This is a genomic window from Rubripirellula reticaptiva, from assembly GCF_007860175.1.
Classification (GTDB): Bacteria; Planctomycetota; Planctomycetia; order Pirellulales; family Pirellulaceae; genus Rubripirellula; species Rubripirellula reticaptiva.
This window is the reverse complement of record NZ_SJPX01000002.1, coordinates 721,554-747,436: the sequence shown is the minus strand read 5'-3', so window position 1 is coordinate 747,436 and position 25,883 is coordinate 721,554. Positions and strand designations below refer to the sequence as shown.

The window sequence follows — 25,883 nt, the reverse complement described above, 5'->3', positions numbered from 1 at the left end:
TAGATAAGCAGGAGTGCTGCCGCAAGCGTGTCGCATTTTAATGGCGAGGTGTCGCATTTGGTTCTCGGCATTTCGTCATCTTCTATTATTTTCATTGTAAGATTTTGGTTTGTTCGGCCGGCGGTTTGTCGCATTTTGTTTAGATGCAATGCCTGTCACATATCAAATCGTCTGGTTTCGCACCAGAATTTATGTTGCCCGTCAAATTCCCATGGATGCGTTCTCGCGATGAATCCGTGCAAGGAAAGTGTAAGAAGTATGGTTCTGAAGAAGCATGTCAGTTGTTTGCTCGCATTGATCGCGGTGGCATGGCTGTGTCCCGCTAGCGCCCAGGAAATGGAGAAGATGTGGGGCGAGCAGGTCATCAAGCTGCGCGCTGAAAACGCCGAACGCGGACAACTGTTCAGCGAAGGCAACTACGCGATGTTCATTCACTGGGGTCTGTACTCGCTGCTTGGAAACGAAGTCGACGGCAAGACTTACTACGGGATTGGCGAGTGGATCATGAATCCTCGCATGGCGGGAATTCCGGTTGAGGATTACAAGCAGCTTGCCGGCAAATTCAATCCCACCAACTTCGATGCCAAGGAAATCGCTCGCATCGCAAAAGATGCAGGAATGAAGTACATCGTGATCACCGCCAAGCACCACGACGGCTTTGCGATGTACGCATCCAAGGCAAACGCGTTCAACATCGTTGATGCGACGCCGTGGAACAAGGATCCGATGAAGGAACTCGCTGTGGCGTGCCGCGAAGCAGGGTTGGGATTCGGGTTCTACTATTCTCACAACCAAGACTGGACTTTTCCTGGCGGCGGCAACGGGCCCAAAACAGACGAAGATGGAAACCCCGCGACCTTCGATGACTATTTCGCAAAGAAGTGCTTGCCGCAAGTCAATGAAATCACTACCGAGTACGGACCGATCGAGCTGGTTTGGTTCGACACGCCGGGCAAGATGCCCAAACACTACGTTGAGCAACTCGTCGAACTCGTCCACAAGAATCAGCCGCGAGCGTTGGTTTCAGGTCGCGCTGGACATGGGCTGGGTGACTATCAAACGCTGGGCGACATGGAAGTGCCTCGCCATAACATCGAAGGCATGTGGGAGAGCGTCGATACCACGAACGACTCTTGGGCCTACGCTTGGTACGACGAGTACTGGAAATCGCCGAAAGAGATTTTGCATCGCTTGATCGCTTGTGTGGGACGCGGCGGAACGTACATGCTTAACATCGGCCCACGCGGCGATGGATCGGTTCCCGAGCGTGCTGTGAAGACGCTTACCGATGCGGGTGATTGGATTCGTCGTTATCCTCAGGTCGTTTACAACACGGATGCTTCGCCGTGGCAACACGCCTTGCCTTGGGGCGACGTGACTCGCAAGGGCAACTCGTTGTTTCTTTGTGTTTTCAATTGGCCAACATCTGGAAAACTGTATTTGCCGAACCTTAAAACAAAGATCAAATCGGCACAGTTGCACGGCAGCGATAAAGAACAACCGTTGACTTGGTCGCAAGAGGGCGATTGGACGGTGGTCACCGTTCCAGCGAAGGCCCCTGAGAAACTTGTTTCGGTGATTCAAGTGGATTTGGAGTCGGCACCCGAGGTGGATCCTGTTTGGGCGCTTGATCCCGATCACGAAACCGAAGTGCTCGCTGAGTTCGCAACCGTCGACAACGCCAAACAAGACCCCAAACGTTGGATGGAAAAGTTTGGCGAATGGAAGGGCATCGTTCACGTTCATGGTTTTGAAAGCGGCGGCAAGGCGTCGTGGGAAGTCGATGTGCACCAACCCGGTGACTACAACGTCTCACTCACCTACGCAGGCACTGGCCGGTTGGTCTGGAATGTTGCGATCGAAGGCGGCCAGGAAATTCAGAACCAACAGAACTCGTCGCACAACTATCAATCCTTTCCGATCGGATGGTTGAACTTTCCCAAGCCAGGTCGGTACACCGTGTCAGCGAAATGCGTCGATGGTGATGTCGCATCGGCAAGCTTGAAAACGATCAGCTTTGAACCGATGAACTAATGCATGAATTGGCGCGTGAATTAGCTCAAGTCTCTAGTCTGTGTCCACAATCACGAGTCTGGCTATTATGCGAAATGCGATCTTCGTTGTTTTGGCGATGTTCGGTTTCGGTCACGTCGTTTTAAATGCGGCTGAATCGAACACCTCGAAACCGAATATCGTTTTTATATTCGCGGATGATTGGGGATACGGAGACCTCGGAATTCACGGCAGTACGTTCTGCAAAACGCCGAACCTGGATCGCATGGCGAAAGAGGGGATCGATTTCACGAACTTTACGGTCAACAGCCCCGTTTGTTCGCCAAGTCGCGTTGCCCTGATGACGGGGCAGTTCCCGGCGCGGCAATGTGTTCATCAGCACTTCCAAAGCATTGGTGCACACATCAAAAGGGGAATGCCGGATTGGCTTGATCCCCAGGCCCCGATGCTGCCACGCATGTTGAAAGAGGCTGGCTACAAGACTGGTCACTTCGGTAAGTGGCACCTTGGCAGTGTCGCTGACTCGCCGTCCGAAGACGCCTACGGCTATGACCGGTTTGCGACATTCAATGGGTCGGGAAAGAACGAGATCAAGAAGGATGGTTTGGCATCGGTCGATCATGCCGTCGAGTTCATTCGTGAATTCAAAGACCAGCCGTTCTTTGTCAATTTGTGGCTTCATGAAGCGCACCTGGCGCATTACCCGTTGGAAAAGTTTCTCGAGCAGTTTAAGGATTTGGATGAACAGAAACGTGTCTATGCGTCTGTGATTGCCGAAGCGGATGAAGGCGTTGGGCGAGTGTTTGCGCTTCTGAAGGAATTGGGGCTCGATCAGAATACGCTCGTTGTCTTTTCAACCGATAACGGTCCCGAATTTACTCGTGGGGAAGACTCTAAAATTCACCTTGAGGGGGAAGAAGGTTTAGGCGGCTACTATTCGGTCGGGGAAACTGCTGGATTGAAAGGGCGAAAGCGAGCACTCTTCGCCGGTGGGATACGCGTTCCATTCATCGTTCGATGGCCAGGAGTGGTACCGCCAGGAAAGACCGACACAACTTCCGTGTTAACGGCTGTCGATCTTTTGCCAACTTTTCTAGAGGTTGCCAGCGTCGCGTTGCCGAATGATTTCGAACCCGACGGGCAAAGCGCGCTCTCGGCATTCAAGGGCGAGCCGTTGACGAGAACCAAGCCGATCTATTGGGAATGGAAGGGCGGCGATTCTCAGGATTATACCTGGCCTTCGCTCGGAATCCGTGACGGGAAATGGAAGCTGTTGGTAAACGAAGAGCAGAAGAAGATCGAATTGTACGATTTGGAAAATGACTGGGCAGAGAAGAAGGATGTCGCAGCCGACGTTCCGGACGTCGTCGGGCAACTCTCGCAAAAACTTGGTGCCTGGAAGGAATCTCTGCCAACTGCTCCGAGCGAAAACAGTGTGTCGAAAGCCAGAAAGAAAAGCTCGAAAAAGAAGACGCGATGACGTCTCTTGATGCATAAGTCGAGAATGCGAGAATGCGATTATGCGAGAAACTAATTCTGCTCGCTTGGAGCGTCGCGGCGCTGTGGCACGCGACTGAAGCACTGCGAGTCGTTTGCCGACGAGCTTGTTTTCGCGTTCAAATGTATCAACCAAAATCAGACAAACATCACTGAAATAAATTCAAACGGTTCACCATGAAAACTGCCTCCATCTTCGTTCTTGTTCTGCTTGCATTCGGCGGGAATGCCTTAAGTCAGGACAAGCCAAATGTCATCATCGTGATGCCTGACGATGTGAGCCATGGAGTGTTCACGTATTACAATCCCGATTCAACGTCGCAAACGCCTCACATCGACAAACTTGCCGAAACCAGTGTCCGGCTGACCGATTTTCATGTGTCACCGAGTTGTGCGCCGACACGCGCTGCAACGCTGACGGGGCGGTCCAACAGTGTCGCTGGAATCTGGCACACGATCGCGGGCCGAAGTCTGCTGCGAAATGATGAAATCTCGATCGCCGATGTTTTCGAGCACAATGGGTACGCCACCGGAATGGTTGGCAAATGGCACTTGGGGGACAATTATCCATTCAGACCAAAAGATCGAGGCTTCGAATACGTGGCCTGGACCAAAGGCGGCGGAGCCGGGCAGCAACCTGATTACTGGGGTAACATGCATCACTCGGCCCACTACTGGGTCAACGATGAGTTGGTCGAAATGACAGACGAAGACGACGGTCTGGAGGGAGCTTTTCTGACGAACTCGATGTTCAACCGCGCCTTCGAATTCATGGAAGACAAACAGAAAAAGAACAAGCCGTTCTTTTTGTACCTGCCAACCGCAGCGGCTCACAGCCCGTGGCCAGAAGCACCTAAAGACGCCCGAAGCGGACTCGGCAGTAAGCCGGCGACTGTGGAAAATATCGACAAGAATGTCGGGCGACTGATCAACTTTTTGGATGACAAAGCACTTGCCGACAATACGATTCTGATCTTTTTTACAGACAATGGAAGCGGCGAGTTTACTTACCGAGGCGGGAAGATTTCCTACTACGATGGAGGAACTCGAGTCCCCAGCTATGTTCGCTGGCCTGCCGGCGGACTCGGCGGCGAAGGACAGGGTAGAGACGTCAATGTTTTAACTGCTCACATGGATTGGTTGCCGACGTTGATGGACATGATCGGTTTAGACGATGTCCCCAATCGACCTGCCAAATTGAAATTGCACGGTCAAAGTTTTAAGCACTTCCTGGATACCGACACCAGCAATGATCCCGGGGCTAAGTTTAAGGACAGAAAAGTCACGATCTGTAATATGCGGAATGAGACCTTTGACAAGTACAAGCAGTTCTCTGTCAAAAAAGATGAATGGGACGGAGACACAATTGTCCATAAGTGGCGATTGACTCGCAAAGGTTCGAAGTCTGGCTGGGAACTCTGGGATGTGCTTGTCGACAAGGCGCAAACGCACAATATCGTTGACGATCCTGCGAACTTCAACATTTTGGCGGAACTGAAGCAGGCCTATGAAGACTTTTACCAACTGGTGGCTGAGCGAGAAGACGAATTCGCGCGGACCGTTATCGGCCATCCTGCCGAGCCCGTCACCCAATTGAATAGCCACGATTTTCACAAACAAGAGTTGTGGAATCACAAGATCGTAGCAGAGGGAGTGACCGGAAGCGGTTTTCTCGCTGTCGAGTTTGCCAAGCCCGGTGCCTACCACTTTGATCTTCGGCGTTGGCCGAAAGAAGTCGCAGACCAGTCAACGCTAACAACCGCTCCGGTTGGAAAAGTGTATGACGGCAAGAGCACTCCGAAAGCGATCGATGTCGCCAGCGCTCGGATCAAGATTTGGAATGGAGATGACGTCTATTTTGACGAAACGAAAAACGCCGAAGCGGCTGCGGATGGGGTTCCGTTCGTCGTCGAGAATCTTCCTGCTGGTCCGGCTTTCATCCAAACTTGGTTTTACAACTCTGCAGGTGATATGGTGGGAGCCGTGTATTACAACTATGCGCGGCCGATTCGATCCGCGAAGTGAAAAATGAATTGGGGGAATAGAGCATGAGCGTTTTGCCGACACGTACGCGAACTCGCTCTCCCGCAATTCGACTCTACCCACCTGCTTGCATTTACTCGCCTACGGTTTCAACATGTTTCTCGCGTCTCAACCGATAATCGTCCCGCATTGTTCTGGTCGGATAGCAACGCATGTTGACGACGGGCGGGTAAACCGTCTCGTTCGTCGGCTTGCGATGATCGTCGCAATTTGCTTTTCGCTCAATCACTCGGGTGCTGCGATGGCTGATGACGGCGCGAAGCCGCATGCCGTGATCGTTGTTGGCACGTTGCACTACTCGCCAGAACTGACAATGCCAGTCTTTGCGAAAGAGCTTGAGCGGTTCGGGTTTCGCACGACGATTGTGATGGGCGAGGGGAACCCCGAAAAGAAGACGGAAGATGTGTTGCCTGGAATCGAAGCACTCGCTGACGCCGATCTTGCAATCTTCTTCATGCGGTTTTTGCAGTTGCCGGACAAAGAGTGGCAGCCGATCGAAGACTATGTCAAATCCGGTAAACCAGTCATCGGCCTTCGCACAGCGAATCATTCGTTCAAGTATGCGAAGGATCATCCGCGATTTGAATGGAACGATGATTTTGGCAGACGTGTTTTAGGCACGCCATACATCGTGCATCAGACAAGCGAAACGAAAATTAGTGTGGTCGAGAAGTCGCTGGGTCATCCGATCATGTCAAACGTCACTCAAACGAATTGGATCTCACCGGGAACTCTCTATCTGACGCAATTTCAGGAAGGGTGCATTCCCTTGGTGACCGGGTCAGGAACCGGCAAAGTGCGGACGCTGAAGAAAGCGTTTGGCACGATCCAGGTCAAAGAGCACGAGTCGGACGTTGTTGCCTGGGTGTGGGGAAACGAATGGGGTGGCAAAGTCTTCGGAACTTCGTTCGGACATCCCGGTGATTTTGCTGAAGAGTCGTTTGTGCGAATGTTGGTAAACAGTGCTTGCTGGGCTATTGATCGGCCGTTGCCCACGGCAGATGAAAACGTCTCGACGTGGGAAATTCAACGTGTTGATAAGAAACCAAAGTAGTGGCAAACGAAATCTGATTCACCAAGGTTTAAGCAACGACGCGAACGATTTTCATCGAAAAGAGACTATGAAATACGCATCCATCGTTGCAATTCTGATCTGCAGCTTGGCCGTTTCCGTTGCCGCTGCTGAGTCACCTATTAAATCTGGCGACCGGATTGCAATCGTCGGCAACACATTTGCCGATCAACTGCGGATCCATGGTTACCTCGAGTCGGCGTTGTTGCAGCATGCCCACGGTGTCTCGATTCGAAATCTAGGTTGGGGTGGCGACATGCTGGCTGCGCGTGATCGCCCGACCAACTTTCCGTCCGAGGAATCGACACTTGGCGCCCACCGTACTGATGTGATCATCGCGTGTTTTGGAATGGGCGAGTCCTTTGGCGGAAAAGAATCGCTGGGCAAGTTCGAACAAGATTTAGAAGCGTTCATCTCCTCGCATGCTGGCAAGTCCTACAACGGTGAATCGGAAGTGCGTCTTGTGATCGTGTCCCCGATTGCCTGCGAAGACCTGGGCGGTCTGACGCCGAATCGAGACGCTCGCAACGAAGATTTGCTGGCGTACACTCAAGCCGCAAACAAAGTTGCGGCGAACGCGAAAGTGCCGTTCGTCAATCTGTTTGAAACGTCTCGCTATTTGATGGATGAACCCGTCGGTCCGAACTTGACCACTAACGGCATCCATTTGAATGGTTTTGGTTACTGGGCAATCAGCCATGGATTCGCGGATCAACTGTTGGCATCCGATCAATCGACCAGTCGCGAACCGTGGCGTTTATCGATTGATGCACAGGCAAAGCGGGGACAGGGATACGGTATCGAGATTTCTAAGTTGACGATCCATGCGTCCGAAGTTGCGTTTGAGGGAACCGAAACGCTCGCGCCCCGATTGCCTCCACCGACTGATCAACCCTTGCCGCCGCCCCTGGCTTTTCAGCGGGATACGCTCGTTGTGCAAAACCTAGCGACAGGTACGTACAAGCTGATGGTCGATGGAGAAAAAGTGGCGACCGCTACGGCAGACGATTGGCGGCATGGTGTCCCGATCGATTCTTCGCCTGCCCATCACGAGGCCGAGAAATTTCGCGAGGCCGTGAACGATAAAAATTTGCAGTTCACGTACAGTTGGAAAGCACTCAATCAGGTTCACATTGTCGGCGAACGAAGAACGTCGCCCAGTGGTCGAGCCTTGCCGAGCGAAGTGATCCAGTTCAATGAACTCGCCAACCAGAGAGACGAAGCGATTCAAAGCGGGGTCGAACTGAAAACACGCCAATGGCGACTCACTCGAATCGAGAACTGATTTCCGATCGATGACAAGCTTCATTTCAATGATCCGCCAACTCGCTCAGATCGCTAGGTCCACATCTATGTCGCCACGATTATTTCTTTGTCTTGTCAACGTCCTTGTGATTTTTACACGTTTAGTGTCTGCCCAAGACGCCACCGGCATCAAGAACCTGAAAGATGCAGACGTGGATTTGATGAACAATCATGATCCCGCGTCTGAACTTGAGAATTTCGATCTGTTAGATGGCTATCAAGCCAATCTGTTTGCTTCGGATCCGATGCTTGCCAATCCGGTGCACATGCACTGGGACGCGAAGGGGCGTCTTTGGGTTGCCTGTTCCTGGGCCTATCCGCAGTTAGAGCCCGGCGAAGTGGCCGATGACAAGATCATCATCTTGGAAGACACCGACAACGACGGCGCGGCGGACAAGTCGACCGTGTTCGCCGACGGACTCTACTTGCCAACGGGTATCGAGCTGGCGAGTGGTGGCTGCTATGTCGGGCAGTCACCCGATGTGTTCTTTTTGAAGGACACCGATGGTGATGACGTGGCTGATGTAAAGGAATTGGTGCTGACTGGTTTCGGGATCGAAGACAGCCACCATTCAATCAGTGCCTGGCGGCGAGGCCCCGGTGGCTGGATCTATTTTCAAGAGGGAATCTTTCTGCACGCACAAGTCGAAACGCAGTACGGAGTCTTGCGGAATTTTAACGGCGGCGTCTACCAGTTCAATCCTCGCACCCGAGACATACGGATGTTCTGTCGCGGCACCGGTGGCAACCCCTGGGGGCACGTCTTTGATCGATGGGGACAGTCTTTTATGGTAAACAACCCGCGCATTATGTATCTGTCACCGGCGAGTGGCAACAGCGGCGAGTCGGTTCAAATCAAGCCTTTGATTAGCACTGAAAAGCAGTGCGGTGGTGACTTTGCCACGGGCAGTCATGTCGGTGACGACATCCGTGGGCAGTTGCTGACGGGGCGCTTCAAAAGTCGCACCGTCGTTCGGTATGAATTCATTGAAGATGGTGCCGGTTTTCAAGCCAAAGTACTAGAGCCGTTGATCAGTTCTAAGCACCCTAACTTTCGACCGGTCGATGTGAAGACGGGGCCCGACGGCGCCGTCTATGTTGCCGATTGGTACAACTCGATCATCAACCATGCTCAGCATGATTTCCGCGACCCCCGTCGAGATCACGATCATGGACGTATCTGGCGAATCTCTCACAAAGATCGTCGGCTTGTTGAAAAGCCGAAGTTGGCTGGAATGACGATCGAGTTGCTCGTCGATCAACTTAAAAGTCCGGAAGACTGGACTCGCCACCAAGCACGTAAAGAACTGAGCGAACACGATCCCGACAAAGTGCTTGCGGCCGTTGAAGCTTGGGTTGAAACACTTTCTACCGAGGCGCCCGATTACGATCATCATCTGGTCGAGGCGATGTGGGCCTGCCAAAATGTGGAACGTGTCAGTGAGAAGATTCTGGTCGGCGTGCTTGATGCAAAAGACGGTCATGCACGTTCCGCCGGCGCTCGGGTGATTCGCTATTGGTACCGTGATTTGTCGGATCCGATAGGTATGATCGCGAAAGCGTCGAGTGACTCGTTCCCGCGGACGCGGATGGAAGCTGTGCTGTCGGCGGGATTCATTCCGCAAGCAGAAGCTCTTGTCGCTGCTCTGAATTCTCTGGATCATCCCGGCGATGCGGCTCTTGATGGCGCGTTGCCACAGACGATGGTCGCACTGGAAGACCATTGGCGTCCAGCGATGGAGGCAGGAATTTTAGTGTTCGCGAAACCGTCTCACCGGGCATACATCGAACAGAGGCTTGGACTCGGTTTGGATAAGACACTCGCGGATTTGCTAAAGGAAGATTCCCCCAGTTCCACGAGCATCGAGAACGTCCAAACTCAGTTGCTGAAGATCGGGACTGACAACGAGATTCATATGATCGTGACAGCCTTAACAAAAAAGAATGGAATCAAGTCGTTGGACACGGCGGTTGCCATGCTCGAAACGCTGCAGCGGATGGCCGCAGCGAAGTGGCCAAAGCAGATCAATCGCAGCATTCGTAGTTTGAAGACTCTGTTGGATAGCGAAGATGAGGCGATCGCCGTATTGGCGGCCAACAACCTTGGCGTCTGGCATGCTGCTAGCCGAGATGAACTGGTCGCACTGCAAGACGGTTCACGCAGTCCCGCGGTTCGACGGGCGATTGCGGTTGCGCTCGCAAAAACGAACCGCAAGGTCTATTCAGAACCGTTGACGAATCTATCCGCCGCAGGTGACTTGGAAACTCGATATGCAGCCGTCGTGGGGCTGATCCACGCCGATTTGGCCCGTAGCGCAGAGGTCGCTGCGACATTGCTTAGCGAAGACTTGGGGAAAGTCGATCCCGCGAAAGCAGACCCTGTCCCCGTCGTGCAAACCTTTCTGGCACAAAAAAATGGTGCGCAGGTTTTCAATGACTCGCTCGCCGGCATTGCAATCCATCCGACAGTCAAGATTCTTGTCAGCAAGTTCCACCGTGGAAGCGGATTGCTGCCGGACGATCTCGCCACGAAGTTTCAGCCACCGACGAGGTCCGGTTCGTTGACCGCCGAATTGCTGGCCGAGGACACGGACGCCTTGACAGCCGATGCAGAGAAGTTTGGTGATGCGGGGCGCGGCGAGTTGATCTATCGCCGCAAAGTTTTATCTTGCACTCAATGTCATGCGGCTGGATCAGCCGGTCCAGAGATCGGTCCCAACTTGGTCGCTGTGGGAGCTGCCGCCAAAACGAAGTATGTGGTGCAATCGATTCTGCAACCTAATGCTGCGATTGCGGAACACTACGAGACGAAAATGTTTTTGCTTGACAGCGGTCGAGTGCAAACGGGCATCGTGACCTTCCGAAATGAGAATGAAGTCGTCGTCCGTGACTCTGCACAGTTGGGCAAGGAAGTGCGGATGGCGGCAGATGAAATTGAAGAAGAGATTCCGGCGAAGTCATTGATGCCCGCAGGATTGCCCGACCAGTTGAACGATCGCGGCGAATTTCTTGATTTGGTCAAGTTCGTTTCGGCGCTAGGAAAACCGGGGGCCTACGCTAACGACGAAAGTCCGGTGATTCGCAAATGGCGGGTCGTTGCAGCTCTAGCCAGTTCAGATCAAGCAACGTCTCTTTCAGGCGGTGCAGCTCCGCCAGGTGATGATGCCGATTGGCTGGCTCGTTACAGCATGGTTAGTGGCGAGTTACCAGTCATCGACTTGCCAGACTCGGACTTGGTGTTTACGCGTGGATTCGTCAACGTACTAGTGGCTGGCGCAATTCGCTTGGCTCTGAATTCAAGCGAAGGGCTTGACCTTTGGGTCGACCAGCAACCTGTCAATGATCTAGCCGCTCCGATTCATCTGAATCGCGGACGCCACTCGATCACGTTTTCAATTGATCGAACGAATCGCGAAAGCGGGCTTCGTGTCGAGCTGGAAGCTGTTGACGAGAAAGCTAAGTTTCAGCCCGAAGGCGGACTTTGATGGAGCGTTTGTTCCATCCCATCGCTAGGCACGTGTCTTGCTAGAGTGCTGCGATGGTAGATGTTGAATGAGAGTTCTTTCCCATAACTAGATTGAAATTCGATGAAGACATTCTTAATTACGCTCAGCCTTTTCTTGTACATGCCACCGGCGGCGTTCTCGGCCGATGATTCCTCGAAACCCAATATTCTCGTCTTTGTCGCCGACGACATGGGATGGGGCGACTCTGCAACCTATGGCAACAAGCTGATCCAAACCCCGAACATGGATAAGCTCGCGTCGCAGGGGGTGAAGTTTATGCAGTGCTATTCAGCCTGTGGCGTGTGTTCGCCTTCGCGTTCCGCGATTCTGACCGGACGGACTCCGTATCGCAACGGCGTTTGGCGTCACCTGTCGGGAAACCACGAGGCGTATTTGCGGACTAGTGAAATCACCTATCCAAAGCTGTTGAAGGAAGTCGGGTACGAAACGTGCCATGTTGGAAAATGGCATCTCAATTCGCTACAGCAGTTCAATAAACCGGAATACCCTCAACCAGGAGAGCACGGATTTGACTACTGGATGTATACGCATAACAACGCTAGCCCGAGTCACAAGAATCCAGATAACTTCGTTCGCAACGGCATTCCGGTGGGTGAGACGCAGGGCTATTCCGCCCAGCTGCTTGCGGCGGAGGCAGCGCATTGGTTAGCCGAAGTTCATGATTCGTCTAAGCCATTCGCAATGTCGGTTTGGGTGCACGAACCGCATTCGCCGATCGCCACGGATTCGCGTTTTCAGTCGCTCTACGAAGGGCACAAGAATAGCGAATACATGGGGAACATTACTCAGATGGACAACGCACTAGGGATGGTCATGGACGCGTTGGATGCGCAAGGGGTCAGCGATAATACTCTGCTGTTCTTTACATCGGACAACGGTCCGGTTCCTAGTTTTGGCGGTGTGACTGGCGGATTGCGAGGTCACAAACGTAGCGACCATGAAGGCGGTATTCGCGTGCCGGGGCTGGCCCGTTGGCCAGGTAAAATCGAAGCGGGCTCGACCAGCGACGTCCCTGTGATTGGTACCGACGTTTTTGCCACGGTACTGGACATCGTTAGCATCCCGCTGCCTAATGATCGCACGATCGATGGCGTCAGCATGGTGCCCGCATTTGCAGGCAAGTCTGTCGAACGTAAGGTGCCGTTGTTCTGGCGTACGCACGTGTCTCCTGCTGATAATCGAGTGGCGCTGCGGATGGGCGATTGGAAAATCGTGGGCAACGATACGATGTCAGATTTTATGCTCTTCGAAATTCAACAGGACTGGAAAGAAGAAAATGACTTGGCTGCAACGATGCCTGAGAAGTTGAAAGAGATGAAAAGCCTTCTCTTCAAAACCTGGGCCGACATCGAAGCGGAAGGCCCCAGCGAGTGGTGGAAGAATGATCGCCAGAAACCATCCGCGGGCGCGAAATTGAATTACTAGCGAGAATGAACGTGGCAGTAACTTGTGTTAATGGCAGGCGTTGGTCGGAGCAGCGATTTCGAACCAACGCTTGCGGTACGGTGTCTAGGGGGAACGGCTGCCGAGCACCCGGTTTTCGATCGACGACAGCTGCATCGCTGCCACTGGTTTACTTTCGCTGCCACTGATCGTTGGGTTCGAGGGCAGTCCTTGCTCCTGAGTTGTTAAGCCAGCTTTTGGCTTTTTCGTCGCCGCGAAGGTAGGCGTCCCAGAACGCGGTGCTCAGCGCCGTGATCGCTTTGTGGTGATTGGGATTGCGAGCAGACGTTCGGCCACCTCGCTGATCCGCAAATGCTGCGTGTTCGGCGTCGTGGAGCACGAGTTCGTAGAAGTGGCCTGACGACGGCAGACCCTGGAAGACTTTTCGACGCGACTTTGCATCTAAGTTTCTTCCGAACCGAGCATCGTCTTTAGTTCCGGTCATCAGCATCCATGGAATGCTGACTTTGGAAAATGTGTTTTCATCGTGACCGTAGGTGGGAACGCTGGGGCTGAATGCGATTGCAGCGTCGATGCGTTGGTCCGTGTGTTTCTGGCCCTGGAATTTGTAGCTTTGGCCGCTGACGGCTTGCGTCGTGACCGCGCCAAAAGAGTGCCCGCTCATGCCGATTTTCGTCATGTCGAATCGGCCAGCATATTTGCCGTTGGTATTGTTTTGCTTTTCCAAATAGTCAAGCGTGGCTTTGACGTCGCTGTACCGGAACTGTGCATTGGCGGCGCTAGCAGCCAGCTGCAAGGTCTGCATCATTTTCAATCGCGGCGCGTTCTTGATAACTTCCACGTCGCTGCCAGCATGCTGCAGAGCGACAACGGTATAGCCACGGCCTGCCCAGTGTTTACCCAGATAGGTGCCACCTTCGCGTGATCCACCTAGCCCGTGGCTGAAAAGCAGCACTGGACTTGCGACGGTGGATTCTGGCAAGTAGATGCGAATCGGAACGTCGCGATCGTCGTAGGTAAATTGGTCGTCTTCGATTACGACTGCCCCCAATGAAACAGACGGGTCATAATCGAGCGTCTGGGCTGCCGCTGCAATGTCAATCAACATTGACAGCACGATGATCAAAATGCTGAATCGTTTCGCTTGGGCATGATCAATGTTCATGGTGGATCATATTCGAAATTTGCATGGAAGTTCGACTGGTTGTCGATTAAACAGTATCGATTGATCGACGGTATGGCGTTGACTTTCGATTCAGTTCGCCGCCAACCAGACGATCACTGGATCGATGCATGATACACTCGCATCGCCGTTTTGGATGGCAACGCTTTGTATGGCAGGGGCTTACCTGATTGCTACGATTCGACAAATGCTTTATTCGAAGGAAACGTGATGCGACAACTGCTCAGCTTGGTTCTTTTGCTATCCACTGTCACGTTGTCCGGCGTAGAGCCATCGGGAGTATGGAACCAATGGCGGGGACCGACACGCGATAGCCAGCTGCCAGGTGCCAAGTGGCCTGGCAAACTGCAAGAGAACTTGCAGCTCGTTTGGGAAAAGCCACTATCGCCCAGCTACAGCGGACCAGTTGTTTCGGATGGCTTGGTGTTCACTACCGAGACGATCGGGAAGCAAGACGAACGAGTCACCGCATTCAGGTTAAGCTCGGGTGAGGTTGCCTGGTCGGCTCAGTGGCCAGGATCAATGACGATCCCATTCTTCGCTGCCGCCAATGGTGACTGGATTCGAAGCACGCCTGCTTGCACGCAGTCACACTTGGTTGTGATGGGTATGCGAGACGTCTTGGTGTGTCTGAAACCTAAGACGGGTGAGGAAATCTGGCGAGTAAATTTTCCAGAGTCGATGAAGACGCCTATGCCTGCGTTCGGTGCTGTGTGTTCGCCACTGATTGATGATGACGCAGTTTATGTTCAGACAGGGGGGGGCGTTGTCAAGCTGAATCTTGATGACGGAAGTTTGGTTTGGAAAACGCTAGAAAACGGTGCGGACATGATGAGCAGTGGGGCTTTTTCGAGTCCTGTGATCGCAACAATCGCTGACGTACGTCAACTAGTAGTTCAAACACGGACTGAATTATGTGGTGTTGATCTGCAATCAGGGGAAGTTTTTTGGAAGGAACCGATTGAAGCATTTCGTGGTATGAACATTTTGACGCCACTTGTTTTTGGGAACCGAGTTTTTACCGCCGCTCATAGCGGCAAGTCTCAGCTTTTTGAAGTCACTCGAAGTGCTGAGAACGACTGGGGCGTGAACGAGTTGTGGTCACAGAATCTGCAAGGATACATGTCCTCGCCAGTGCTAATCGATGACACGATCTACTTGCACATGAAGAATCAGCGAGTAGCCGCGCTGGCGGTCGAGGACGGCACGAATCGATGGACAAGTTCGCCGTTCGGTAAGTACTGGAGCATGGTCAGCAATGGAGATGATATTCTTGCTCTGGACAGCTCTGGTGAATTGCGGCTGATCGATGTGGACGAGAGCCAGTTGAAGATCACCGACGAGGTCAAGGTTGCCGATGACTCGTGGGCGCACGTTGCTGTGCTTGATGGCCTGGTGATCGTGCGAGACTTAACCGCCCTAAAAGTCTACCGCTGGAAGTAGGCATTCCAAGAGTGTGTTGAATTTTGATTTGGACAATACTCAATGCTCAATACTCATCGGCGTGTGATTGCGTTCGGTACAAGCAATCGTTTTGCCGCATGAGGCTAGCGGTTCCTTGTTGCGTTAAGCCGAATCATGGTTGCCAATTCACCTAGGCTTTTCAGACTATTGCAAAAGCCGGTGTATTGCAGTTTCGATCGGATGTCGTCCACCAGCGCACGCCCGCCAATTAGCAGCGACACGTCTTCGCCGAGTCCGTCCGCAAGACGCAGTTCGTCGCTAACAAAGCTCACTTGATCTTCGATTGTCGAAACGCTAAGCCAGACCATTTTGGGACTGCAGTCGCGGGCCGCCTGAAGTAAACTGTCAATCGGCAGATTGCTGCCGAGGCTAGTTGCGTTCCAGCCGATTTCTCGAAGCGAAAGCTCGATCAGTGCGGTCGGTAACTGATACGGGTCGTGTGGTGGCGATCCACCGATTGCAACTGGAGCCGCCGCGGGAAGTCGGGGTAGCTCTGATCGGAGCTCGTTGATCAAGCGGATGCATATGTCGCAGCCACGTCGCTCTTGATAAGCATCAAGTTCGTCGCATTGCCACGCAACGCCAAAACCGTGCATAGCGTCGGTGATGAAATAATCTGCTGTCTGGCCGAGGCTTTCTCCTAAGGCGAGTCGGCTGCGTAGAACCCGCCGGCATGCGGCTTCGTCTCCCTTGGCAAGGAAGTTACGAAACGATTGCTGGTCGGGATCCTCGCCCCCAGGAATCGAAATTGTTTCGATCGATGGAACCTTCGCGAGTCCGAGAGCTTCGGGGGCCAGCAGGACTTGGTTGGTCGTCTGCAAGTAGTGCTGAAGACCGTCTAGCGTGATCCGGCGATGTCCTCCCACGGTGCGGATCGTTGGAATGGCCCCCTGATCGCACCATCGTTTCACCGAAGATTCGCTCGCCTGAAGAGCATCCGCCAATTGACGCGGCGAAAAATGAGGCTGTTGAGCTGCCATGGGATATCTTTGGTTTTGGACGTTTTGAACGTTATTAACTTAGCCTATCGTGGTTGAATGGCAAGGGTTTCGGCTTTTTAAGATTGACCAGCGGAACCCCTCGGGTGGTGAGGTCGATGCTGGAGGTGTTCGATAAATGTTGTGTTTTACCGTTTTTTTAGGTCTGTTAATTCTGAATGATCTGAAGTTTGGAAGAAATGTTCGCTTTGATGGTTGCGAATGGACGAGGAACACGTTAAACATTATGAACGTTTCAATCGTTCAAAACGTTCACTTTGTGGAATGGGATTATGGCTGCAGTCAAAGATCAAGCGGAAATCACGGTTTCGTCACACAGCCGTGGAACGCTCGCACGAGCGCCAAAATGGTTGGGAGCGTCGGAGCTTGCGGCGGCGATGGCAGTCGCCAACGAACGCATTCTCGATCGGAGGGATTCTTCCGCGTCCGTGTTGAAGAGAGCGACAAAGCACCGACTTGCCGAGCCGATCGAGTTCATCTCTAACGAACGCTTCGGTGATTCCGGTTTTGGCGACGAGCTGTTTGCTGAGCCGCTCGACTTGCAAGATCGAAACTCCGATTTGGGCGTGTCCCGAATTCGCAAAGCAAGTTTCGATTTGCCGATTCATCTAGGTCGCCTATGCGAGGCGCCGTTGCTGACACCCGAGCAAGAGCGAAGGCTGTTTTGCCGAATGAATTACTTGCGTCATCAGGCGGCGTACTATCAGAGCATGCTAAACCCGCAGCGCCCTTCGCGTGTACGTCTTGAGCTTGTTGATCGTTTGCTCGCGATGGCTGATTGGCACAGAGATCAAATTGTTGAGGCAAACTTGCGTCTCGTCTTTAGCATCGTGAAGAAGTTTGTAAATCAAACAAACTCGTTCGATGATCTTCTCAGCGACGGCATCATTGGAATGTTCCGTGCCGTCGACAAGTTCGACTTCGGTCGTGGATTCCGATTCAGCACCTACGCAACGCTTGTGATTCGACGTAATGCATATCGCTCAGTGATGGAGACGCAGGAAGAGCAGCAGCAAGCCATCGGTGGCCTGCAGGACATGGAAATCGAGGTTACCGATGAACGTCATATGTCGGCGTTCAGCGAGAAAAGATGGCATCTGTTGAGAAGTCGGCTCGCTGGGATGCTCAACTCTCTTGATCGGCGTGAGAAGTTCATCATTCGCGCTAGGTTTGCGCTGGGGTCTCACCGAAATATCAAAACGCTGCAAGCGATCGCAAATCGCCTCGGGATTTCGAAGGAGAGAGTGCGACAGCTTGAGCTTCGTGCTACCAATAAGCTGATCGAAATGGCTGATTCGGATTCTGCAGAAACATCGAGTTGAGTGAGTTTTGCGTTGCAAGATTTTCTGTCCGGGTTACCGATTTCTTCTCTTGTCAAAAACGCAGGCGACGCTTCAATCCCAAGTCGCTCGGCTACTGTCGTAACGAGCGAGGGTCAGTTTTTCACTTCAATGAAATGGTTCACTATGAAAGTTGCGTCGAATTTAGAGTTGATGAAAGTCGGGAAATGTTTTGCGCTCTCAATAGCTGCGTCTTTTGTGACTGTGAGTGCTGTTGTCTCTGCTGAGCCTGCGAGAAAAGACATTGTTGACACGACAGTCGAGTCCGGGTCTTTCACCACGCTCGCGGCCGCACTTGGTGCCGTCGACCTCGTCGAGGTGCTTAAAGGTGACGGTCCCTTCACTGTTTTTGCGCCGACGGACGAGGCGTTCTCTAAACTGCCGGCGGGAACGGTTGAGACTCTGCTGAGGCCGGAGAACAAACAAAAGCTGGTGGATATTCTGACCTACCACGTAATCCCTGGTGCAGTGCCAGCGAAGGAAGCGGTTAGGCTGAGTAACGCGACAACCTTGAACGGTCAGCGAGTGGATATTCAGTTCGCGGATGCGCGGCTTAAGATCGATGCAGCGAGCATCATCGACAGCGACATCTTGTGCAGCAACGGGGTCATTCACGTCATTGATCAAGTGATCTTGCCTTCGTCTGACGACATCCCGACCGCTGCCGGCAACGCTGGAGTTTTTACGACATTGCTCGCCGCTGCTGGCGCGGCTGGTCTTGTCGAAACGTTGGCGGGGCAAAGTCCGCTAACCATCTTTGCCCCTACGGACGCGGCATTCGCGAAACTTCCCCAAGGCACGGTCAGCTCGCTGCTCGAGCCGGAGAACAAGGCCAAGCTAGCTTCGATCTTGAAGTATCACGTTGTCGCTGGTCGGGTCTATTCGGATGGGGCTGTCGCGGCGGGTAAAGCGAGGACTTTGGAGGGTGGCAGCGTCCAAGTTGCGATCGTTGACGGAGTAGCGAGAGTCAACGATGCGAAATTGATCAGCACGGACATTGATGCCGTTAACGGTGTTATTCACGTGATCGATTCCGTGATGTTGCCGCCCGTGAAGGAGTCAGTTTCGATTAGTCCTCGTCGTATGATTGAGCTGGCGATTGGGCAAGGTGCGCCGTTGTACAATGGCGGAAACGTAAGCCAGTGTACCGCTGTGTATATGGAGACTGTCGGCAATTTGCTTTCGGGCCACTCGCAACAGATGAGTTCAACCACCAGGAACGTTTTGCAAACAGCATTATCCAACGCTCAGCATACTACCAACGCGGACCACCAAGCTTGGACACTGCGGCATGCATTGGATCACGCTTTTAACAGCATGGCGTACGTGCGTTAGTTCACGTTACAACGAGTTCGATTATTTGGCTGCGTTCCTCCCAGCCGGGTGACTGGTTTTTCTGGAATGCCGAGTTGGCTTGGTCATTGGATTGTTGCGGAGGGGCTTGCTACCGCAATACGGTTATGGTTCGATTCAAAAGTTGCGAGGCGTTTTGCCGTGGAAAATGATTGCGGCAAACAATCGCTAGGTCAAACTTCAGACATTTTTTTATGCGAATCGCAGTCGTCGGATCGGGCATCAGTGGGAATCTCGCTGCCCGCATTCTCTCCGCAAAACATGAAGTCGATCTGTACGAGTCGTCCTCGCATCTTGGTGGGCACGCTCATACGGTAGACGTGTCCGTTTACGATAGCGACATATCCGCCGATGTCGCCTTCATGGTTTTGAACCGTCGAACTTATCCTAACTTCTGCCGGATGCTTGAACTTTTGGGGGTCGGGACGCAAGAAAGTGACATGAGTTTGAGCATTCGTTGTTGGCGAACAGGACTCGAATACCAGGGAAGTTCTCTGAATGGTTTGTTTGCACAGAGACGCAACCTGGTTCGTCCGTCCTTTTACAGAATGCTTCGTGACATTACGCGATTCAATCGAAAGGCGATTGAGTTTTGCCAATCGAGTGACGATCGAACCTCGCTCGGAGAATTTCTCAATGGCATCGGCGTCGGAGTTGAGTTTCGTGAGCAGTACTTTGTGCCTATGTCGGCAGCGATCTGGTCAGCCGATCCTGCCTGCCTCTCCAGTTTTCCTGCTAGGTTCATTTTAGGTTTCTGTCGGAATCACGGTTTGCTACAATTGACCGATCGTCCTCAATGGTTGACCATCGCGAATCGTTCACGCAGCTACGTCGAACCGTTGATGCGTCCTCTGCGTGGCCGCGTTTTTTTGAATTCATCGGTACATGAAGTTCGTCGAGTTGAAGACGGAGTGCAACTGAGTTTGCCTGATCGAGACACCAAATACGATCACGTTATTTTGGCATCGCATGCTGATCAATCGTTGCAGTTACTCAAAGACGCGAGCGAAGATGAGCGAGAAGTGCTGGCTGGATTCTCTTACCAAGCCAACAAAGCGGTTCTGCATACCGACGAATCCGTTCTTCCGCGCCGACGTCATGCTTGGGCGAGTTGGAACTACCACATCCCACTGCAACCTAGTAATCGGGCCAGCGTCACTTATGACCTGAATCGGCTTCAAAGTCTTGGGCTGCCGGGTCCGCTTTGTTTAACACTTAATCCTCAGTGCAGCATTGACCCGAGCAAAATCGTGAGGCGGTTCGAATTCGAGCATCCCGTTTTTTCTCACGATTCGATCGCTTCTCAGCGAAATTTTTGCAGTATCAACGGCGTGAATCGTGTTAGCTTTTGCGGCGCGTACTGGGGTTATGGATTTCACGAAGATGGTGTCAACAGTGCCCTAGCTGTAACGCGTCGATTCGGGCTGGGCTTGGATGTGCTTTCAGATCCCGCGAATCAAGTCAAAGAAGTCGCTTCTCCGCTGGTTGGGGCCTAGCCTTGACGATGCACAGTTGCCTTTATCGCGGTCACGTTCGGCATCAACGATTGTCTCCAGCTCATCAATTCCAACACTCCACATCCTGGGCTTACCTAGACTTGGCAGAGGTCGCTGATGTCGTGCAAGCGAGTTGGTGTCTAAGCAACCGTCGTTTCGCGCCTGCTTCGTATCGGCGCGCCGATCACTTCGGCAATCCAGCCTTGCCAATGATCAATACTGTTTATGATTTCGTTAGAGAAAAGACAGGGCTGCGATTGGACGGTCCTGTCAGATTACTGACACAGTTGCGTCATTTTGGCGTCTACTTCAGTCCTATCAACGTTTTCTACTGTTTCGACCAGCACGAGTCGCTGGTCGCGCAGGTGGCAGAAGTTAGCAACACGCCATGGAATGAACGTCACGCTTACGTGCTTTGGGAGGGCAATCGGCGTCCCGGTTCTGCCGAACGTTATTCTCATGCCAAAGAATTTCATGTGTCACCGTTTATGGGGATGGATTCGCAGTACGAGTGGCGAATTGGCTCGCCCGGTGAAAAGTTGAATTTGTCGTTGGGATGTGATCGCCAAGGCGACCGGATCTTCCAAGCTGATTTGCAGTTGAATCGAATTGCGATGACTGACGGACAGCTCATTCGCGGCATGGTTCGGCGTCCCATTGCAGCTGCCCACATCATTAGCGCCATCTATTTTCAAGCTCTAAGACTTTGGATGAAGAAATGTCAGTTTTATCCCCATCCGCAAAGCGACCAAGAGAACCACGTGCAGAATACGCCGCCAGCGAAGGATCTGACCAATCTAAAAAATCGTCAGCAGGATTAATCAATCGCACCTTGCGTAAGGCGGTGTTGGCGAAGCTGCGAGATATTAAAGGTGGAAGGGTCACTGTCATCGATAGCGAGTCGACAAACACGTTTGGAGATCATGCGTCAGAACTGCATGTGACGATCCAAGTGCATGATCCCGTTTTCTATCGAGAGGTCGCGCTCGGCGGCAGCATCGCAGTCGGTGAATCGTATCGCGACGGTCACTGGACTTGTGATGATCTCGTCGCTTTGATCCGTGTTTTTGCACGAAACATGCAAGCCTCATCTGACTTAGGCGGGTGGGGAAATACGTTGCTTGACATTGGACGTAAAGTCGCTCATCGGTTTAACCGTAACACTCGTGTTGGAAGTCGCCGCAACATTGCTGCGCACTACGATCTCAGCAACGATTTTTATTCGTTGTTCTTGGACGAAACGATGACTTATTCTAGCGGCGTCTTTCCTGCGTCAGGCAGTTCACTGCGCGATGCGTCGATTGAAAAGTACGATCGGATCTGTCGAAAACTGAGGCTCGCCCCGAGTGATGAAGTGCTTGAGATTGGCACCGGCTGGGGCGGCTTCGCCGAACATGCAGTCCGTTACTATGGTTGCCGTGTAACGACAACTACGATTTCAAAACAGCAGCATGACTTTGCCAAGCAGCGGTTTGGAAAGTTGGGGATCGACGACAGAGTATCGCTGTTGATGTCCGACTATCGAGACCTTTCGGGCGAGTATGACAAGCTTGTGTCGATTGAAATGATCGAGGCCGTCGGGCATGAATACTACGACACTTTTTTCGCCAAGTGTTCGAGTTTGCTGAAGCCTGAAGGGCTGTTCGCACTGCAAGCGATCACCATTCCAGATCAACGCTATGATCGTTATCGGATTTCGGTCGATTTCATCCAAAAGTACATTTTTCCGGGTGGTTGCTTGCCTTCGCTGGGGGCACTGACTGGTGCTGTCGGTCGAGCGACTGATTTTCAATTTGCACATCTGGAGGACTTTGCACTGCACTACGCGCGAACCCTTCAGTGTTGGCGCGAAAACTTTCACGGAAATCTTGACTCGATTCGGGATCTTGGGATGACCGATCACTTCCTGAGGCTTTGGGATTATTACCTTTGCTATTGTGAAGGTGCGTTTCGTGAAAAGCAAATTGGCGTTTCTCAGATTCTGCTTCAGAAGCCTGGCAACCGATTAGAGCCGCGTTATCCATCGCTAGGGGCGATTCAATGAAGGGAATCTTGATGACCTTATGTTTCGTTGTGATCGCGTGCATGACTTGGGTCACTACTGTGGCATCACTCGACCGCAGCGTACTGAATGCCGGTACCGGTTTGTGGCCAGACCCTTGGTTTCTCGCAACTTTGCTAGATGCTTACTTCGGTTTCCTGACGTTCTTTGTTTGGGTTGCTTACAAGGAACCGAGCTGGCTCGCTCGTGGGGCTTGGTTGGTCGCGATCCTGATGTTTGGCAACTTCGCAATGTCTGGATATCTGCTATGGCAGTTATCCAAAATCGAGAAATTTTCTTGGGACGCACTTTTGCTGCGTCATGAGCCCGCCATTTGAATTACGTGGAAGTATCGAGGAATAGATGATGTCGATGATTCAATTAGCCGAGAAACGCTGGCTTCCCGATCCCGTGATTCGTTTTGGTATGCGAAAGTTGCTGCGTGAACGCCTCGAGCAGGAAAGGTTGCTCGCCGCCGGGCAATATGAACACGCTTTGGACGAATTTGCTGATCGGCAACGCCGAAGTGTGGTCACGATCGAGACTCACCGCGCCAACGAACAGCACTATGAGGTGCCAGCCGATTTCTTTGAGTTGGTTTTGGGCAAGCGATTGAAATACAGTTGCGGCTTGTGGGAAAAACCGACTGCGTCATTGGACGAGTCGGAGGAAGCGATGTTAAGGCTGACATGCGAACGTGCCGGTATTGAAAACGGAATGCGAGTCTTGGACCTCGGCTGTGGATGGGGGTCGCTCTCGCTTTGGATCGCAGAAAAGTATCCAGACTGCCAAATCACGTCGCTATCGAACTCGACCAGCCAGAAAGCGTTCATCGATCGGAAGTCCGAACAACGTCATTTTAATAACGTCAACGTTCTCACGGCTGACGTTGGCAGCTTTGATACCTCGGAACAATTCGACCGAATTGTCTCGGTAGAAATGTTTGAGCATGTTCGCAATCACGAAGACTTGCTTAGCCGGATCGCACGTTGGTTGGTCCCGAGTGGACTACTGTTTGTGCACATTTTCTGCCATCGAAACTTAGCCTACACTTTCGAAACCGAAGGCGAGCAGAACTGGATGGGACGCCACTTCTTCTCCGGTGGAATCATGCCGGCTGAGGATTTGTTTCTGCGTTACCAAAGGGACTTGTCCGTCAAGCAGCAGTGGTGGATTGACGGTCGGCAGTACGCAAGAACTTGTGAAGCATGGTTGTCGCGTTTGGATGCACGAGAGCCTGCGGTGAAGCAAGCTTTGATTGCGTCGAAGAGCGACGAGCTGCCGAAGGTTTTGGTTCAGCGCTGGCGGATGTTCTTCATGGCTTGCGCCGAATTGTTTAAGTACGACAATGGTAACCAGTGGGGTGTTGGACACTATCTGTTTGATGTGAAGCAGTTGCCGGGCCAATCGAGATGAGCGTAATTCAAATCTTGATAATCAATGCCGTGCTAGTTTCTATCGCGATGGTTGTGTTGTGGTTGGTCAGTTTGCGACTGAAGGACGCAAGCATTGTCGATATTTTCTGGGGACTCGGTTTTGTCCTGATCGCTTGGATGACCATGGCTGTAGCGACGCAAGATCTGCGTTCGATTCTGCTGGTCGCGATGACGACGATCTGGGGCGTTCGGCTAGCTGCCTACCTGGCGTGGCGAAATCATGGCAAAGGTGAGGACTCGCGTTACGCAGCTATGCGGGACCACCGCGGTGGTTCATTCTGGTGGGTGAGTCTGGTCACAGTCTTTGGTTTGCAGGGAGCCGTGATGTGGTTGATTTCGCTGCCTATTCAAGTTGGATCGTGCGAGACGGTTCCGATGTCTCTGCCGAATTATGCAGGGTTGATCGTTTGGGCGATTGGGTTCTTGTTTGAATCGGTTGGTGATTTCCAGTTGGCGAGATTCAAGTCCAAGGCTGAAAATAATGGCAAAGTGATGGACCGAGGCCTTTGGCGTTACACTCGGCACCCGAACTACTTTGGCAACTCACTGATCTGGTGGGGTATCTTTTGGGTGTCGGCTTCGTCTTCGACTCTTTGGCTAGCTATCAGCCCCATTCTGATGACGTTTCTGCTGCTGAAAGTCTCAGGCGTTGCGTTGTTGGAAAAGAGCCTTGCGAACCGTTCGGGTGAGTACCGTGACTACATCTGTCGGACCAGTGCGTTTTTCCCTTGGCCGCCTGCACGTAGGCATGGCAGTAAGCTCGTGTGATAACGCAGTCTGCAGCAGCCGCCGAGTGAATCGCTTGTCGCCGTTCTACACTGACGTAAAACATTCAAATCCTGTGAGTCAAGTATGCCCAGTAGTCGTCCGAAACAGAAAAGGTGCTTGGAGGTTGTCGGTGGGCGCCTGAGCTATGATGCAAGCTACGACATGCCTGGCTTGACAATGCAAATATGCAGTCGGCAGGCAAATCAGTGTAGGGAAGGCGGAGGCGAAGTTCACTTCGTTTCTTCATGTGCATCCGGACGGATTACGCGGATGATGATCGCCGACATCTGCGGCTCGGAAGAGACGTTTCGACGACTTTCTTGCGAGATGCGCGACGGGCTGATTCGCAACATCAATTCGATTTGGCAAAATAAGGTGGTTGAAAACGTTGGCCATCAGTTCCGTGAGTTTGCCAAGCAGGGTTGTTGTGGCACAGCAACCGTCGCGACCTATTTTGCTTCGACTCGAAGTTTCGTGATGTGCAACATTGGAAATCCTCCGCCGCTTGTTTTTCGCGCTCGCGAGCAGAAGTGGGAAGCCATTCACGGCGAAACTCGCCTCGTGACGCACGCCGGTGAGGAAGTTGATGGGTTGTACAGTGAAAGCGAGTATCGTCACATCCAAACCAAACTCGAACCGGATGATACGATCGTTCTCTACGGAAACGGGTTTGCTCAATCAGCGTTCCCAACTGGCGGAATCGTCGGTCACACTCGACTGATTGAGTCATTGCAGGACTCGCCGCACACGAACCCAGAGTCCAGGATTGCTCATTTGATCGGTTTGATCCAAGACAACAGTGCGACAGATGAGGAAAGCACGATCATTGTTTGCCGAGTCACCAACGTTGGCACTCGTTTGAGAGATAACTTGCTGGCACCACTACGGCTGTTTCAACGCCCAAGAGATTCAACAGCATTTGCGTAAACGAGGTTCAATCCCA

At 52.5% G+C, this 25,883-nt stretch carries 19 protein-coding genes; 17 read left to right on the top strand and 2 right to left on the bottom strand.

Features of this window, described 5'->3' with window-relative positions; genetic code table 11:
- Nucleotides 1-258: 258 nt before the first annotated feature.
- The 7 genes from Poly59_RS09035 to Poly59_RS09005 all read left to right on the top strand — a co-directional run bounded on the left by Poly59_RS09035 (nucleotide 259) and on the right by Poly59_RS09005 (nucleotide 12,882).
- On the top strand, nucleotides 259-2,034 hold the full coding sequence (locus Poly59_RS09035; protein WP_186776112.1) for an alpha-L-fucosidase: 1,776 nt from the start codon (nucleotides 259-261) through the stop codon (nucleotides 2,032-2,034).
- 67 nt (nucleotides 2,035-2,101) lie between these two features.
- Complete coding sequence (locus tag Poly59_RS09030; RefSeq protein ID WP_146533751.1) at nucleotides 2,102-3,493, top strand: sulfatase family protein; 1,392 nt, start codon at nucleotides 2,102-2,104, stop codon at nucleotides 3,491-3,493.
- A gap of 194 nt (nucleotides 3,494-3,687) precedes the next feature.
- Nucleotides 3,688-5,535: a sulfatase-like hydrolase/transferase gene (locus tag Poly59_RS09025; protein ID WP_146533750.1), complete on the top strand. Its 1,848-nt coding sequence runs from the start codon at nucleotides 3,688-3,690 to the stop codon at nucleotides 5,533-5,535.
- A 214-nt stretch (nucleotides 5,536-5,749) separates the two neighbouring features.
- Nucleotides 5,750-6,607 (top strand): ThuA domain-containing protein, encoded by an 858-nt coding sequence (locus Poly59_RS09020; RefSeq protein WP_146533749.1) that lies wholly within the window; start codon nucleotides 5,750-5,752, stop codon nucleotides 6,605-6,607.
- Nucleotides 6,608-6,674: 67 nt separating this feature from the next.
- The gene (locus Poly59_RS09015) at nucleotides 6,675-7,910 is read left to right on the top strand and encodes a GDSL-type esterase/lipase family protein (protein WP_146533748.1); all 1,236 of its coding nucleotides are present in this window, start codon (nucleotides 6,675-6,677) and stop codon (nucleotides 7,908-7,910) included.
- A 67-nt stretch (nucleotides 7,911-7,977) separates the two neighbouring features.
- Nucleotides 7,978-11,415, top strand: a complete 3,438-nt coding sequence (locus tag Poly59_RS09010) for a PVC-type heme-binding CxxCH protein (RefSeq protein ID WP_146534424.1) — start codon at nucleotides 7,978-7,980, stop codon at nucleotides 11,413-11,415.
- A gap of 102 nt (nucleotides 11,416-11,517) precedes the next feature.
- Nucleotides 11,518-12,882: a sulfatase-like hydrolase/transferase gene (locus tag Poly59_RS09005; protein ID WP_146533747.1), complete on the top strand. Its 1,365-nt coding sequence runs from the start codon at nucleotides 11,518-11,520 to the stop codon at nucleotides 12,880-12,882.
- A 148-nt stretch (nucleotides 12,883-13,030) separates the two neighbouring features.
- Here Poly59_RS09005 and Poly59_RS09000 read toward each other — a convergent pair whose 3' ends face one another.
- Nucleotides 13,031-14,026 (bottom strand): alpha/beta hydrolase family protein, encoded by a 996-nt coding sequence (locus tag Poly59_RS09000; protein WP_146533746.1) that lies wholly within the window; start codon nucleotides 14,024-14,026, stop codon nucleotides 13,031-13,033.
- Nucleotides 14,027-14,254: 228 nt separating this feature from the next.
- Between Poly59_RS09000 and Poly59_RS08995 the strand changes: the two genes are divergently transcribed.
- On the top strand, nucleotides 14,255-15,487 hold the full coding sequence (locus Poly59_RS08995; protein WP_146533745.1) for a PQQ-binding-like beta-propeller repeat protein: 1,233 nt from the start codon (nucleotides 14,255-14,257) through the stop codon (nucleotides 15,485-15,487).
- Nucleotides 15,488-15,591: 104 nt separating this feature from the next.
- Here the strand turns inward: Poly59_RS08995 and Poly59_RS08990 are convergent, their stop codons facing one another.
- A complete protein-coding gene (locus tag Poly59_RS08990) occupies nucleotides 15,592-16,488 on the bottom strand; it encodes a MerR family transcriptional regulator (RefSeq protein ID WP_146533744.1) in 897 nt (298 codons plus the stop codon).
- A 290-nt stretch (nucleotides 16,489-16,778) separates the two neighbouring features.
- Between Poly59_RS08990 and Poly59_RS08985 the strand changes: the two genes are divergently transcribed.
- From Poly59_RS08985 to Poly59_RS08945, 9 genes are all read left to right on the top strand, one after another.
- Nucleotides 16,779-17,828: a sigma-70 family RNA polymerase sigma factor gene (locus Poly59_RS08985; protein WP_146533743.1), complete on the top strand. Its 1,050-nt coding sequence runs from the start codon at nucleotides 16,779-16,781 to the stop codon at nucleotides 17,826-17,828.
- A gap of 216 nt (nucleotides 17,829-18,044) precedes the next feature.
- On the top strand, nucleotides 18,045-19,181 hold the full coding sequence (locus tag Poly59_RS08980; RefSeq protein WP_246151503.1) for a fasciclin domain-containing protein: 1,137 nt from the start codon (nucleotides 18,045-18,047) through the stop codon (nucleotides 19,179-19,181).
- 212 nt (nucleotides 19,182-19,393) lie between these two features.
- Nucleotides 19,394-20,695 carry an NAD(P)/FAD-dependent oxidoreductase gene (locus tag Poly59_RS08975; protein WP_146533741.1) on the top strand — a complete coding sequence of 434 codons (1,302 nt, stop codon included), beginning with the start codon at nucleotides 19,394-19,396 and terminating at the stop codon, nucleotides 20,693-20,695.
- Nucleotides 20,696-20,703: 8 nt separating this feature from the next.
- The gene (locus Poly59_RS08970) at nucleotides 20,704-21,516 is read left to right on the top strand and encodes a DUF1365 domain-containing protein (RefSeq protein WP_146533740.1); all 813 of its coding nucleotides are present in this window, start codon (nucleotides 20,704-20,706) and stop codon (nucleotides 21,514-21,516) included.
- Entirely contained in the window at nucleotides 21,414-22,739 is a 1,326-nt protein-coding gene (locus Poly59_RS08965) for an SAM-dependent methyltransferase (RefSeq protein WP_146533739.1), read from the top strand. Before Poly59_RS08970 ends, Poly59_RS08965 begins: the two co-directional genes overlap by 103 nt.
- A gap of 11 nt (nucleotides 22,740-22,750) precedes the next feature.
- Entirely contained in the window at nucleotides 22,751-23,074 is a 324-nt protein-coding gene (locus Poly59_RS08960) for a DUF1475 family protein (protein ID WP_222436066.1), read from the top strand.
- Nucleotides 23,075-23,102: 28 nt separating this feature from the next.
- Nucleotides 23,103-24,152, top strand: a complete 1,050-nt coding sequence (locus tag Poly59_RS08955; protein WP_146534423.1) for an SAM-dependent methyltransferase — start codon at nucleotides 23,103-23,105, stop codon at nucleotides 24,150-24,152.
- A 29-nt stretch (nucleotides 24,153-24,181) separates the two neighbouring features.
- Entirely contained in the window at nucleotides 24,182-24,940 is a 759-nt protein-coding gene (locus Poly59_RS08950) for a DUF1295 domain-containing protein (RefSeq protein WP_246151502.1), read from the top strand.
- A 270-nt stretch (nucleotides 24,941-25,210) separates the two neighbouring features.
- Nucleotides 25,211-25,867 carry a SpoIIE family protein phosphatase gene (locus Poly59_RS08945; RefSeq protein WP_186776110.1) on the top strand — a complete coding sequence of 219 codons (657 nt, stop codon included), beginning with the start codon at nucleotides 25,211-25,213 and terminating at the stop codon, nucleotides 25,865-25,867.
- Nucleotides 25,868-25,883: the final 16 nt, after the last annotated feature.